Origin of the sequence: Streptomyces sp. NPDC005784, from assembly GCF_042871525.1 — a bacterium.
GTDB lineage: Bacteria > Actinomycetota > Actinomycetes > Streptomycetales > Streptomycetaceae > Streptomyces.
Genome location: NZ_JBIAIQ010000081.1, coordinates 1 through 13,145 on the forward strand (window position 1 = coordinate 1; position 13,145 = coordinate 13,145).

Annotated in this window: 10 protein-coding genes and 3 pseudogenes; 8 read left to right on the forward strand and 5 right to left on the reverse strand. The window is 67.8% G+C overall.

Translation table 11 applies throughout. The features are described from left to right. The first annotated feature begins 133 nt into the window (after positions 1 to 133). The 4 genes from ACFYR3_RS44890 to ACFYR3_RS44905 all read left to right on the forward strand — a co-directional run bounded on the left by ACFYR3_RS44890 (position 134) and on the right by ACFYR3_RS44905 (position 3,255). The gene (locus ACFYR3_RS44890) at positions 134 to 319 is read left to right on the forward strand and encodes a CsbD family protein (protein ID WP_389093598.1); all 186 of its coding nucleotides are present in this window, start codon (positions 134 to 136) and stop codon (positions 317 to 319) included. 482 nt (positions 320 to 801) lie between these two features. After that, positions 802 to 1,068 carry a hypothetical protein gene (locus tag ACFYR3_RS44895; RefSeq protein WP_355857797.1) on the forward strand — a complete coding sequence of 89 codons (267 nt, stop codon included), beginning with the start codon at positions 802 to 804 and terminating at the stop codon, positions 1,066 to 1,068. A gap of 339 nt (positions 1,069 to 1,407) precedes the next feature. Next, a complete protein-coding gene (locus ACFYR3_RS44900; protein ID WP_389288159.1) occupies positions 1,408 to 2,193 on the forward strand; it encodes a histone protein in 786 nt (261 codons plus the stop codon). Positions 2,194 to 2,199: 6 nt separating this feature from the next. Continuing rightward, on the forward strand, positions 2,200 to 3,255 hold the full coding sequence (locus tag ACFYR3_RS44905; protein ID WP_389288153.1) for an SRPBCC family protein: 1,056 nt from the start codon (positions 2,200 to 2,202) through the stop codon (positions 3,253 to 3,255). 61 nt (positions 3,256 to 3,316) lie between these two features. On the opposite strand, the pseudogene ACFYR3_RS44910 reads toward ACFYR3_RS44905, so the two are convergent. Continuing rightward, positions 3,317 to 3,502, reverse strand: a pseudogene (locus ACFYR3_RS44910) (hypothetical protein); the annotation flags it as partial. Positions 3,503 to 3,567: 65 nt separating this feature from the next. Between ACFYR3_RS44910 and ACFYR3_RS44915 the strand changes: the two are divergent. Further along, positions 3,568 to 4,637 (forward strand): annotated as a pseudogene (locus ACFYR3_RS44915) (enolase C-terminal domain-like protein); the annotation flags it as partial. 421 nt (positions 4,638 to 5,058) lie between these two features. Here ACFYR3_RS44915 and ACFYR3_RS44920 read toward each other — a convergent pair. Continuing rightward, on the reverse strand, positions 5,059 to 5,547 hold the full coding sequence (locus ACFYR3_RS44920) for a flavin reductase family protein (RefSeq protein ID WP_355857786.1): 489 nt from the start codon (positions 5,545 to 5,547) through the stop codon (positions 5,059 to 5,061). A gap of 422 nt (positions 5,548 to 5,969) precedes the next feature. Between ACFYR3_RS44920 and ACFYR3_RS44925 the strand changes: the two genes are divergently transcribed. Further along, positions 5,970 to 6,980 carry an AI-2E family transporter gene (locus tag ACFYR3_RS44925; protein ID WP_355857783.1) on the forward strand — a complete coding sequence of 337 codons (1,011 nt, stop codon included), beginning with the start codon at positions 5,970 to 5,972 and terminating at the stop codon, positions 6,978 to 6,980. An 884-nt stretch (positions 6,981 to 7,864) separates the two neighbouring features. Further along, on the forward strand, positions 7,865 to 8,083 hold the full coding sequence (locus tag ACFYR3_RS44930; RefSeq protein ID WP_261709725.1) for a hypothetical protein: 219 nt from the start codon (positions 7,865 to 7,867) through the stop codon (positions 8,081 to 8,083). 297 nt (positions 8,084 to 8,380) lie between these two features. Here the strand turns inward: ACFYR3_RS44930 and ACFYR3_RS44935 are convergent, their stop codons facing one another. Both ACFYR3_RS44935 and ACFYR3_RS44940 read right to left on the reverse strand, forming a co-directional pair. Then, on the reverse strand, positions 8,381 to 8,611 hold the full coding sequence (locus ACFYR3_RS44935) for a DUF6479 family protein (protein WP_355857780.1): 231 nt from the start codon (positions 8,609 to 8,611) through the stop codon (positions 8,381 to 8,383). A 710-nt stretch (positions 8,612 to 9,321) separates the two neighbouring features. Further along, positions 9,322 to 9,444 (reverse strand): annotated as a pseudogene (locus tag ACFYR3_RS44940) (transposase); the annotation flags it as partial. 1,011 nt (positions 9,445 to 10,455) lie between these two features. On the opposite strand from ACFYR3_RS44940, the gene ACFYR3_RS44945 reads away from it, so the two are divergent. Further along, positions 10,456 to 12,567: an ANTAR domain-containing protein gene (locus ACFYR3_RS44945; RefSeq protein WP_389288155.1), complete on the forward strand. Its 2,112-nt coding sequence runs from the start codon at positions 10,456 to 10,458 to the stop codon at positions 12,565 to 12,567. 279 nt (positions 12,568 to 12,846) lie between these two features. On the opposite strand, the gene ACFYR3_RS44950 is transcribed toward ACFYR3_RS44945, so the two are convergent. Next, positions 12,847 to 13,145: MerR family transcriptional regulator (locus ACFYR3_RS44950; RefSeq protein ID WP_389288157.1), on the reverse strand; the 299-nt coding region annotated here is incomplete at its 5' end.

Sequence of the window (13,145 nt, forward strand, 5' to 3'; positions counted from 1 at the left end):
CCCGGACCCGCCGCCATAAGACGGTTGGAGCGGATCCGCGCAGTCGGCCGTGAGTGCAACGCCTGCCGAGCGATAGGCGTATTTCCGTTCTAGTTTGTCACTGTCACTGATTTTCCTAGGCAAGGAGCAGGGTATGGCTGGCAAGGGCGGCATGGACAAGGCCAAGGGCAAGATGAAGGAAACGGTCGGTAAGGCCACCGGCAACGACCGGATGAAAGCCGAGGGGAAGATGGACCAGGCGGAGGGCGAGGCGAAGGAAGCCCTGGACGACGCCAAGGACTCCATGCGCGGCAAGCACGGCAAGCACGGCAAGCGCTGAAGCACGGTCCGGCTCCGGTGAAAGGGCCCGCCTCCGAGAGGGCGGGCCCTTTCGCCGGAGCCGGTCCGGCATCCGGGCGCTGCGTGCTGACACTGTCGGCCTGCAGAGTCCCCGCCCGGACTGAGAAGTCGGAGGTGTTGGCGTGAAGACGTGCGCGCATGAGGCGGGCAGCCCTTCGGTGTTGGAGCTCGCCGAGTCGGGTGGACCGCCGACACTCGACCGGACGGAAGGCCCGATTGGTGCGCCTTCCGGCAGCCCGCTCCCAGCCTGCGGCGTCCGGACCGCTCGCTGAGCATGGGTGCACCCGGTGGGCTTGGACGAGGTGGGTCGAACTGCCGGTCATCGAGTTCTGAGGGCGTCGCGACGAGCTCGCCGTGTGCCGGCCCGCGAACTAGCCGCAAGTGGACATTTTGTGGCTAATCGCGTGAATAGGGCTAGGCGGTCCGGGTAGTCCGTCAAAGGACTAGCGAACGGAGCGCATCGTGATCATCAAGAAGATGCATGACATGGGTATCCGCAGCGAACATGCGTACCTGGCCGCCATGGCATCCATAGGCCTCACCGTCGTCGCCTGGGCAGGCTCCTTGAAGATAGAGCCCGGCATCGACATCGCCCGGGCCGACCGCTGGGGAATCTACGTCGGCGAATGGGCCCCCACCTTCTTCGGTCTTGGCCTTGCACTCGCCCAGTACGAGCAGCAAGAGGACGCCATCGCCAGCGAGTTGTCGGCGCATCAGAGCGCCGGCTGACTGGGGAGGCCCAACTGCGCCCCGGGCAAACGGCGTTCCGTCGAACATCCACGCAGTGGTGCGGCATGCGTATTGCCTGCGAGCGGACCTCTTTGTGCTGATCGGGGTCGAGTCCGTCTCGAAACGGTCACTGCCCAGTGCGGCGATATGTCCCGAACGAACGGACGCGGCTGCACGACCCGGGAGTGCTGTAGGCCCATCTGGCTCTGCTGAACCCGGGACTTGAAAGACCGAGAGATCGGCCTGGAGGAGTTCGAACGAGAAGGGGAGCGGCTGCTCGATCGGCTGTATGTCGCACGGGCCTGTTTCGCGCCCCGAGTGATCGAAGGTGACGAGATCATGGATGACAAGGAAAAGGCGGTTCTCGCGGCTGCGGTAGTGGGTGGCTATGTGCTGGGCCGCACCAAGAAGGGCCGGATGGCCCTGTCCATTGCGACCTATCTGGCTGGCCGGCGATTCGGTCTGGAACCTCGCCAGCTCGCCGCCGAGGGAATGCGCAGGCTGGGGGAGATTCCGCAGGTCGCCGAGTTGCAGGAGCAGTTGCGCGGGGAAGTGCTGGAGGCGGGCCGCAAGGCCATGAGCGCCGCCGCCGACCGGGGCATGAGCACGCTGGCCGACACCCTCAGCGACCGCACGTCCCGACTCCTGGAGAAGGCGGATCAGGAGGAGGACGAGGAGGGTCACGCGCCGGAGGACGAGGGCGAGGACGCGGAGTACGAGGAAGAAGAAGAGCCTGAGGAAGAAGAGCCTGAGGAAGAAGAGCCTGAGGAAGAAGAGCCTGAGGCCGAGTACGAGGAGGACCAGGCCGAATATCAGCCCGAGGAAGAGGAAGAGCCGGAAGGCGAGTACCAGGAAGAGGAACCGGAAGACGAACCCGAAGCGAAGCCGCGGAGGCGTCGCCGTTCGCGATCGGATCAGTCCCGCGGGACGCCAGCGGCACGCGAGAAGGCTGCTCCCGCCGGCAGGGAGAAGCCTCGGGCGGCCAAGAAGACTGCACCGGCGAAGAAGGCGGCGCCCGGCAAGAAGGCCGCCGCGAAGAAGACTGCTCCGGCCAAGAAGTCCGCGGCCAAGAAGACGGCGTCTTCCAAGCGGACAGCATCCAAGCGCGCCGATCGTCGGAGGTAGGCGGCGATGACCAAGACGGAAAAGGACGAACCGGCGGAGGAGACGTTGGGTGTGGACCGCCTTCGCGAAGAGCTGTCCAAGTTCGTGTCCGCGCAGGTGGAGAACCTTGCCGAGAAAGCCGGCGACAAACTGACGGACGTCGCCGGACAGCTCACCGATGCGGCAGATAACGGTGGCTCGCTTCCCGCCATCGGGTCCCGCATCCTCCAGGGCGACTCACCGCTGAAGGCGTTCGTGTCGGAGAAGGCCAAGGGCGTCAAGGACAACGTCGTGGAGAAGGCGAAGAGCGCTTTCGGGGGCGGCAAAGGGAAGCGAAAGGCCAGCGGCGGCAAGGTCATGAACATCATCGAGGTTCTCGATGTCGGAGTGCCGCTCCGGGACACCTACGACTACTGGACGCAGTACGACAAGTTCAGCAGCTTCGCGAAGGGCGTTCGCGACGTTTCGAAGAGCGATGAGACAGGGAGTGACTGGAAGGTCAAAGTCGGCCCTTCGTCACGCAGCTTCAAAGCGACCGTCCAGGAACAGATTCCTGATGACCGGATCGTGTGGACCTCGAAGGGAGCCAAGGGGAGCACTCGAGGCGCGGTCAGCTTCCACGAGTTGGCGCCCACCCTGACCCGGATCGTGCTGGTGGTGGAGTACTACCCGTCGGGGTTCTTCGAGAAGACGGGCAACCTCTGGCGGGCGCAAGGGCGCCGCCTGCGGCTGGACTTCAAGAACTTCCAGCGATACGTGACCCTCACCAACGAAGAGCCCGAGGGCTGGCGCGGTGAGATCCGTGACGGAGAAGTTGTCGTATCCCACGAGGACGCCGTGGAAGAGGAAGAGGCTCAGCAGGAGGAATCCGAGGGTGAAGAGCCCGAGGGTGAAGGCGAAGGCGATACGGAGGAAGGCGCCGACTCGGCCTACGAGGACGAGGGCGAAGAAGCGGCGGAGGACGCATACGAGGACGAGGAGGGGGCGGAGGGTGAGGAAGGGGCGAGCGAGGACGAGGAGGGGTCGAACGACGAGGAGGAGGCTCCCAGGAAGAGGCCAGAACAGAGACGACGCCGTGACTGACGTCGGCTTCCGGCCGGGCGGGCATCAGCTCCGCAGGACCGAGCAGGATGCAGAGCCTGGTTCATACGACGCCCGCGCATCCAGGTTCGATCCTTCGCCCAAGACCCACTGTTCTGCTCCAACGATCCTTCCATCGCTGGTGCCCAGCCCCGGCCGGGAGGGCGCGGGCTGCGTCCGCGAGGGCGACCGTGCTCACGAGGTCGTGCCCGTCGATGACAGGCAGGGGGCGCACCTTGTGGCCGGTCAGCTGAAGGCGAAGGTGCAGGAAATGCTCCCCGGCGGCAAGCAGCGCCAGGACAAGCCGGAGGAGTGATGACCCCGCGCACCGCCGCCGACGGCGAGCCGCTCGTGGACCGGATCAAGACCGCCGTGTACCCCGGCCCCACCGATACGCCGGAGGGCGACGGTACGCCGGCCTGGGACTCGACCACCATGATCGTGGTCCGGGTCAGCGGCGGCGCCACCGGACTCGGATACACCTACTGCGCGGCGGCGTCCGCCCACGTCATCGAGCGGCAACTCGCCGACGTCGTGACCAGCCGGTGCGTCTGGGACGTCCCCGCCGTCAGCGAGGCGATGAACAGGGCGGTCCGCAACGCCGGCCGGCCCGGTCTGATCACCGCGCCGTCCCGGCCGTCGACATCGCCCTTCGGGACCTGAAGGTCCGCCTCCTCGACCTGCCTCTGGTGCGGCTGCTCGGCGGAAGCCGCAGCCACGTGCCCGTGTACGGCAGCGGCGGCTTCACGACGTACGACCAGCACCAGCTGGGTCGCCAACTATGCGGCTGGGTCGAGGAACAAGGCATCCCCCGGGTGAAGATCAAGATCGGGGAGTCCTGGGGGAGCGCCGAGCAGCGGGACCGCGAGCGGATCGCGCAGGCGCGGCGCAGCATCGGTGACGCGGCGGAGCTCTACGTCGACGCAAATGGCGCGTACGGCCGCAAGCAGGCGATCCGCGTGGCCCGCCACCTCGACGAGTTCGGCGTGACATGGTTCGAGGAACCCGTCTCCTCGGACGACCTGGCCGGGCTGGCGCAGGTCCGGGCATCCGTCGCACCCGAGGTGACCGCGGGCGAATACGGCTACACCCTCGCCTACTTCGGGCGCATGCTCGGCGCCGGATCCGTGGACTGCCTCCAGGCCGACGCCACCCGCTGCGGCGGAATCACCGTCTGGCTGCGCGCGGCAGCCCTCGCGGAAGCCGCCGGACTGGAACTCTCCGCACACTGCGCCCCGCATGTGCACGCGCACGCGGCTGCCGCGATTCCCAACCTGCGCCATCTGGAGTGGTTCCACGACCACACGCGCATCGAGGGCCTCTTCTTCGACGGAACCCTCGACCCCCAGGGAGGCAGCGTCCGCCCGGGGGCTACCGAAGCACCCCAGCCCGTACCTCCCATCTACCAGCCGGAGGTGGCCGCCAGGGCCGTCGTCAACGCAGCGGACCATCCGCACCGCAAGCAGTACTACGTAGGCGCGTCCACCGCCGCGACGATCCTCGCGAACAAACCGGCCCCCGCCCTGCCGGACCGCTACCTCGCGCGCACCGGCTACGCGTCGCAACAGACCGACGACAGCGAATCCGGCACCCGCACGGCCAACCTCTGGCACCCCGCGGACGAAGCCCCGGAACACGACTACGGAGCACACGGCTCCTTCGACGAGACGTTCCACCCCCGCTCGGCCCAGGCGGCACTTGCGGCGACACCGCGGGCTTGTGTCGGCCGCCGCGACGGGAGCGGTGGTGGGTCTGGGAGCGGTGATACAGCCCAGGCGACTGCGCTAGCCCGGGAAGAGGCGTTGCTCAGTTCGCCGGGTGGCCCGGGGTGATGTCATGGGTGTCGTTCAGTGTCAGCAGAGGGGTGCGGCTGTCCGCGAGATTCTCCGCCGCCTCCGGAGCGAGCAGGAAACCGACGTGGTCGCCGCCGTCGATCCGGTTCTCCACGCGGCCGACGAACCAGGCGGGGGCTTCGTCGAGGATCAGTGATCCGCCCGGTCCCGGGTGCCACGGGGCGTCGGTGAACTTGTCCGTACGGTCGCCGGTCTCGCCGCCGAAGAGCCGGGCCAGCCGGTGCTGGTCGCGGCGGAGCAGATGGACCGCGAGCCGTTCGGCGTGCTCGGCCACCCGGTATGTCCGGTTGGCTCTGGACAGCCAGACCATGAACCGGGCGGGCTGGATGGAGCATTGCGATGCGAATCCGACCAGGCAGGCGGCCCTCTCCCCGTCGGCTTCCGCGGTCACGACGTACATGGGGTAGTCGAGCAGGTCGGTGAAGGGATCCAGATCGGTCACGGTGTTCGGCTCCCGCCTCAAGAGATCGGATGTCGGCCAAGCGTTCACCATTTGCGCGTCCCGGTCGGCTCACGACGCGCTGGGCGGGGCACGGACGCGGTACGAGCGCAGTCCCTGGGTACCCGGATCTGTGCCGCAACGCGTCTCGGACGAACTGCTCGTGGGCGACGGCACAGGGCGGGAGGCGCTCAGGATTCCCGAGTGATGCGCCCCACGCCCGTTCGAGGCAGTCGAGGAGAGGCGTCGCGATGTCTGCGCAGTCCGGGCCCGGGCCCGAGTCCGTTCGGCAGGAGCACGGCGCGGTGGAAAGGACCGGCGTACACGGCTCCAGCCCCGGCCCGGCGGACGCCGTAGAGGCGTCTCGGAAGGCGCCCCTGGAGCCGCCGCGTCGAGATCCCCGCGGCGGTCGCAGACGGTCGTGGGTGACGGTGGGGTTCGCTCTGGGCCTGGGCGCGAGTCTGGCGTGGCTCGCCGTTCAGACCGTTCTGCGGGTCAGCTCGATGCTGACCTTGCTGCTGCTGGCCGTGTTCATCGCCATCAGTCTGGAACCACTCGTCGTGTGGTTCACGCGCCGGGGTCTGCGGCGCGGCTGGGCCGTCGCGATCGTGCTGACGGGGTTCGTCGTGGTACTCGGCGGGTTCCTGGCTCTGGTCATTCCGCCGGTGACCAAGGAGGTCTCCGCAGTGGTCGACGCGGTGCCCGGCTGGTTGCAGCAGGTCCACGACCATCAGTCGGCGATCGGCCGTCTGGAGGACCGCTACCACCTGGTCGAGAAGGCCAAGCAGCAGATCGGCTCGGGAGACGGAGCGACCGGCCTGGCGGGGGGAGTCCTGGGTGCAGGCCAGATGGTCCTGAGCACCCTCACGTCCACGGCGATCGTGATCACGGTGACCCTGTACTGCATGGCGGCCCTGCCGGCCATCAAACAGTTCTGCTACCGCTTCGTGGCCGCGAGCCGGCGCGAACGCGTCGAGGGCGTGGCCGAAGAGATCATGAACCGGATAGGGAAGTTCATGCTCGGCAACCTCGTCACCTCGGGTATCGCCGGCATGGCGACCTTCGCCTGGTGCGCGGGCACCGGCGTCCCCTACGCCGCCGCCCTGGGCATCTTCACCGCCCTGATGGACCTGATCCCGATCGTCGGCTCCACTCTGGCCGGTGTCGTCGTCAGCCTCGTCGCGCTGTCCGTGTCCCTGCCCATCGCGATCGCGACCGCGGTCTTCTACGTCCTCTTCCGGGTCGCCGAGGACTACCTCATCGTGCCGAGGGCCATGAAGTTCGCGGTCGACGTCCACCCGCTGGTCACCGTCCTCGCGGTGCTAATCGGCGGGGCGCTCCTCGGCATCATCGGCGCCCTCGTCGCCATCCCGGCGGCCGTCGCCGTCGGCCTGGTCCTCGACGAGTACGTGTTTCCCAACACGGAGCGAACGTGAAGGCGCGTCGTCCCGGCGCGGCAACGTCTTCGTCGCCTTCTGGGGCACAAGCCCCAGCACGGCTGATCTGCGCCCGCGCCGCCCGCCGAACGCCGCCATGACGGCCGCTGCACCGCCCAGCACCGGCCGGCTGCTGTCTCCTCCACCGCGGACAGCAGCCGGCCGATGCTGGGCGGGATACGGCCGGCCACCCGCTGTGTCAGCCGCCGATCTGCTCGGCGGACATCCGCCATCCGTTTCATGAGCGGCGGGTATCCCCGGGCGTCGGTGCACACCCGGTTTGCATATCGCTGGTAGGCCAGGAGTTTTTCAGGCCCTGCTGTTTTCGCTTGTGGAGATCGGGCACTCAGGGCGCAGGCCGGGCAGGTGGCCTTCACCTTTAAGGGACTGGCCGGCTGTAGGTTCCCCCGGTTCGGCCACGTGTGCTGGGGGAGCCGCCCCATCTTCAGGGAGCGGACAGCGCCGGGGGGCGCGGGTCGGGGCAGGGAACAGAGCCTTGCGCATCCTGCGCCGGGTATTCGCACGGATGGACGATCCGTTGTGGCCGGAGGGGACTCGAAGCCTCATGCTGTCGCGCTCGTTGGAGCACGAAGTGCTGGCCCTGAGGGTGGACGATGCTAGGGACGGAAGGGGAAAGCGCTCTGGCGGCGCTGATCGGAGACTTGGTCCACGTCTAGTGCGTCGGCGCGCCAGGTGTTGATCGTTCTCGGCGCGGGGGCGAGTGTCGGTGTGTCGCAAGCGGTTGGCCGGATGGGCGTCGTCAAACGCTTCGGGGACCATCGTGTCGGCGATCAAGGGAGGGCCGCCCCGGCCGCCAGCGCGGCCACCGCGGCGATCACGGCGGGTGAGATGCGGCGGCCGGGAGGTTGGCTGATCATGAGCTCATGCCTGGGCTTCGTGTGGTCGTCTCTCCGCCGTCCCCGACCGGGGGCCGGCGGGTCCGGGTGGATGGGGAGATCCTCGGGCTGGCGTACTCGGTGCGGGACCTGGTGGAGTTTCTGCGTCGGGTGGGGCTGGAAATGGAGCCGGCCGAGGTGATTGAGTCTCCGATCATCGACTGGCACGGCGTCGGGCCGGACCGGTGGGGTCCCGATCCGTCGTAAATGGCGTCAGGCTGCTGCGTGGGTACCGTCGCAGGTGACGGCGGAACCTGGTGTGCAGGGTGTGCTAGTCGCTGAACGCCGCGTGCTCGTACGCTGGAAGGTGGGCCGGCTGTACGGAACGGCGCTCGGCATCAAGGGTTAGAGCCTGTTGAAAGCGCTGGTCACCGGGTTTGCGCGGCGGACGCGATTACAGTTTCGGCCAGAACCTGTACAAGCATTGCCACGCGGTGGAATCAACGGCCTCAATCAGCGCAGGGCCGTGGTGCCTGAGTGCCAGGCATGACGGTGGGGGTCGGGTCAATGCCGGGGCTGCCCGTCGGTGTCGTCGTCAGGTGTCTGCCAGGAATCCTGACGGGGTGCCGTCTGTGGATTTGGCGCTGCCGGCCTGGCGCCGGGATTCTTTCGGTGTGCTGCGCGTCGGCTGCCGTACCAGAACGCGCCGATCAGAAGGGCAGCCACCACTACACCGGCGACGATCAGGAAGAGCGACGACGAGCCGTCGGCCGCGAGGACTTGAGAGGCGATCATGGTGGCCGTGTACCCCGTTCTCCGAACTTCACGGCACGCGGATACTCAAACGTTGCGAACTTGGTCAAATTGCCGTGCTCGGGAACGATCCCGGGTGCGACAGGCCGCTGAGCGGGCTTTGCCCCGCCGGCGCATATGCAGGTCTGTCATCAGCCGCACCAGGGCTCGCCGGTCATCAAGATATCCGTCTCCAGGGCCGCAATTCCTGTCCGTAGGGCGCATCGCCGTGCTCCTGGACCATGCGTGCGGTGCACCAGCCAGGCACGGGCCGTCGCACCCGCCAGATGATCGAGATAGATGTCGAGGATTTTCTGCCGCCGCGGACCCTCGATGGAGCTTCGTAGGGGAGCGCTCATGGTGTTCCTCGGCGTTCTGACAACCTCGTGGTGGTGAGCGAGTGCCCCCGCTGAGGTTGCCAACGCTCTATGCGCACCCCTGCCCTGCCGTCGAGGGATGCCGCTGCCGCATCGTGGACGCGGGTGACGGCCACCACCGGCGCTACCACGGCGGAGTCGGCCGTAGTGGGACCCGTGCCCAGGCGCGCAGAGTGTCGACCGCCGCTGAGGTTTCCTGGTCCTGTCAGGCTGTCGGCAGAGGGATGCACCGCGCGGACTGCTCTTGCTGCCATGCGGTCTTGATGTACTCGGCGAGCCGGTCCTCGAGCAGAGGGGTGGTTGCGCAACCGAAACCGACGCCGACGACGCCCCAGCCCCCGCAAGACCCGACTGCTCGTACTTGCGCACCCAGGAGTGCACCGAATGCCTCGACACCGCATACCGGGCCGCGACTTGAGTGACCGCGACCCCCGAGACCACGCTCAACTCCACCAGCATGGCAGAGGTCCGGCGGGTGTCGTTTGAGATCGCTTACAGGTGCCGAGCGTGGGTCAGCGGCGGCGCAGCAGCATGACGACAGCGATGATGACGATGATGAGAACGACGGTACCCAGGCCGATGTACACGGGTTTCTCTTTCCCTCGGGGGAGCGGCGCCCATTGGTGCCGTCCACATCGAGTGCCCCGGCCTGGGCTTTTCAGTCGGGGGCGACCAAGCCAGTGCCTCCGGGCCGTGTCCGGCCGTCGCTGTCCTGCCCGGTGCCCCCGGCTCGACCGGGCGCCGGACGCTGGTGTGGGGCGGCGAGGGCCGGAACCTGAGCGCTCCGATCCCCACGGCGACGAGCTGTACCGCGCCAGGGAAGGCGTAGAACGCCGGCCTCGTCTCGGTCTTCGATGATCTTCGCGAGGTCTGCCACCGCGTCCCGTAGGTGCGGGCGAAGGCCTCGATCGCCTTCTTGGCCTGGGCGCGGTCCTCGGCGTCGTAAACCTCCTGTAGTGCCTTTGTCGCTCCGTGCTGTAGGGAACGCTGGGTCGTGGAGCGCGCCTTGGCCCGCCTGCGCTGGTTCCAGCGCCTGCGAGTCCGCTGGGAGATCCGCGACGACAGACGGCCATCTCCGGATGTTCCTGTGAACTTGCGACCGACGTCTGCCCGGGGCGTTCTGCCCCTCCTGGGACGGGTGATCTGAGGGAGCGGAGCGTGAACGGTTGTGACTGTTCCTGCCTGTCGGCAGCAGACGCCGCGGCGGGTGACGGGATTTTCGGCAGGTGATTGCGCGGGCCGGCTCTAGACCGCCCGCCCCGATCTTCGGGAAGCAGATGGGCAGCGTTCGGCAACTGGGCCATGACCAGGGGACGAACGCACGGGGAGCTCCTGAGCAGGCTGCGTGCTTGTCGTCGATGAACGAATATGGAATATGGAGGTACAGGGGCTGGCCGGTCCTGCGGCATCCGCCCCTCAGGGCGCATACCGCCGTGTTGCGCCGAGGACTGCGCGCGGAGGGAGTTCGCCGTGGACTCGTCTGCCGCCCCCGGCCCGCCAGAGCATGGCAGGCACAAGCTGTACCGCCCTTCGGGCCATGCCGAACGAGCGGAGGACGAGCGGCTGCAGCGCCGTCTCGGGATGCGAAGCCGTCGCCTGCGCCTTTGCGGAGCGTCCCTGCTCATTCTGCTGGCTGTTCTCATGGCGCCCATCAGCGTTGTCGGCACCTGGGCAAATTCCGAGGTCACCGACATAGATCGGTATGAGCAGACCGTCTCACCCCTCGTCAGAGACCCCGCTGTCCAGGACCTGATCATCGAGCGCGCCACTGATGGTCTGGTCCACAAGATTGATGCTCGCAAGATCACCGAAACACTCGCCGACACTCTGGCCGACCAGAATGCGCCCCGTTTCCTCGTCGACGCGGCCAGGTCGTTGGATGAAGAGCTCAAGGGCGGGCTGAGGGCCGGCGTGCGCTACACGGTCGCCAGAGTGGTGACGAGCGATGCATTTGCCAAGGCGTGGGACAGCATCCACCGCGGCGCGCACACCGCCGCGACGAACGTCCTCACCGGGGAGGCAGGCGGAGCGCTCGAGGTCAAGGGCGACACCATCACGCTGAACGTCGGCGCTGTCATCGAGGAGCTTCAGAAGCAGCTGATCGGCGTGACCCTTGTCGGGGCGGAAGACATTCCCGGGGCAGACAAGTCGATCGTGCTGGTGCACAACGACCATCTGAGTGAGGCCCGTGATGCTGCCCGCTGGCTCAGCGCCGTCGCCCCGTGGTTGCCCTGGGCGGTGATTGTGCTCGCCGGACTGGGCATCTGGGCGGCACCCTCACACCGGATTGCGCTGATGGCCACAGGCATCGGTATCGGCGCCATGATGTGCGTGCTGCTCATCGCACTCGCCGTGATCCGCCAGATCTGTCTGGACGCGGTGCCTCCGGCAGCCCAGTCGCAGGACGCAGCAGCAGCCCTCTACGACACCCTGGTGAGGTTTCTCCGGCAAACCATTCTCACCGTGCTCCTCACCGCACTGCTCACCGTGATCGCCGGGTATCTGTACGGACACGGCCGCGGTGCCACCGCCGTGCGCACAGCAGCAGCCCGAAGCACCCGGACCGCCGGACACGCCCTCGCCCGGACGGGACTGAAGCCAGGTGCCGTCGGACAGTGGCTGCGCATGCACAGGCCCCTGACCACGGGCGTCGTCATCGCGGCCGGTGCCCTGGCCCTCGTCCTGTGGCGCTACCCCACGCCCGCCTCCGTGGCCCTTGTACTCCTGGTCGTAGTGGTCGTCCTGGCGACCCTGGACGTCCTGGCCGCTGCTGATGCTGCGGATCAACGCTTATCAGGCGAGGGCGGCCCTGGCCTGCCACTGAGAGTCGAAGGGCCCCGAACCGGCCGATTGCCGCCCCTGACGAAGCACGAGCAACTTCTCTGTCAGTTCAGCGTGTTGAACGAGCTTGGCTTTGGATCCCGAGCCCGCCAGGGGAGCCCAGAGACGCTGTGGGCCCTTTGGTGGGCGATGTTTGCTGACGTGACGGCGGGGCATACGCGAATCAGTGCTTCGGACCGGAGGCGCACGCCGAGCAGGGATCACCCCGCCTGCCGCGATTTCCTCCGGCCATGCAGATCCCCACACGGCGAACCCTGGCAGCCCGATCTTGCCATGCTCGGGCGGCGATCCGCTCCGCGTGCGGCAGGAGCCCGGCTATCGGCCCAGATCAACGAGGAGGCGAGTCGGATGTGGGAGCTGTTGGCTTCCGGCCACGACCGAAAGGGTGACCCGGACTCCGAGCAGTCGACCACCACGACGATCCCGCGCACCGCGGCCACCGCACATGAGGCGGGGGCGCTGCCAGAGCGACCGGGCACGTCGCGAAACCCCGGCGCGAACACGGTGAGAGAGCAGGCAGTGGGCATTGTGATGGCACTCGGACGCCTGCCCGCCGACCAGGCGCGGACCGTGCTGACGGAAGTCTCCCAGCGCACCGGCGTCACGCTGCTCCGCATCGCCGGACTCCTCACCGCCTGGGTGTCCTGCGGCGAACTCAACCTTGGTATCCGCATCGCCCTCGAGGAAGCGATCCGTGCCCAGCGCCGCACTGCCCAGCCGGCCGGTCCAGCGACCGACTGAGCACCCTGGAGCACCGGACGAAGGTGCGCCGGCCGACCGCTGCTGCCGAACCTGTGCCCACGCAGCGCGGTGAAGCAGGAACCCAGCTGCGGTACGGCGTTGTGTCAGGTGACCAGCAGGCGGTTGAAGAACGAAAAGGAGGACTGCGGCCAGTGCCCGGTCAAGTCCAGTTGCACCCGCAGCGACCGGCGGACACCGGCCTTCCTGCCGCAGCAACTCTACGAACGGCAGGCTGCCGTCCGGGCCGGCCAAGCAGCAGACCAGTCCCTGCCGGCGCCCTCACGGGCGCTCTGTCGGCTTCGTTGCTTCGGTGGCGCGGCGGTGTCCGGCGTTGATGCGCTGGGCTTCTTCGAGCTGGTCTTCGAGGACGACGATGCGGCAGGCGGCTTCGATCGGCATGCCCTGGTCGACGAGTTCCCGGGCGCGGGCGGCGATGCGCAGCTGGTAGCGGGAGTAGCGGCGGTGGCCGCCCGCGGAGCGCAACGGGGTGATCAGGCGGGCTTCGCCGAGGGCGCGGAGGAAGCCCTGGGTGGTGCCGAGGAGTTCGGCGGCCCGGCCCATCGTGTAAGCGGGGTAGT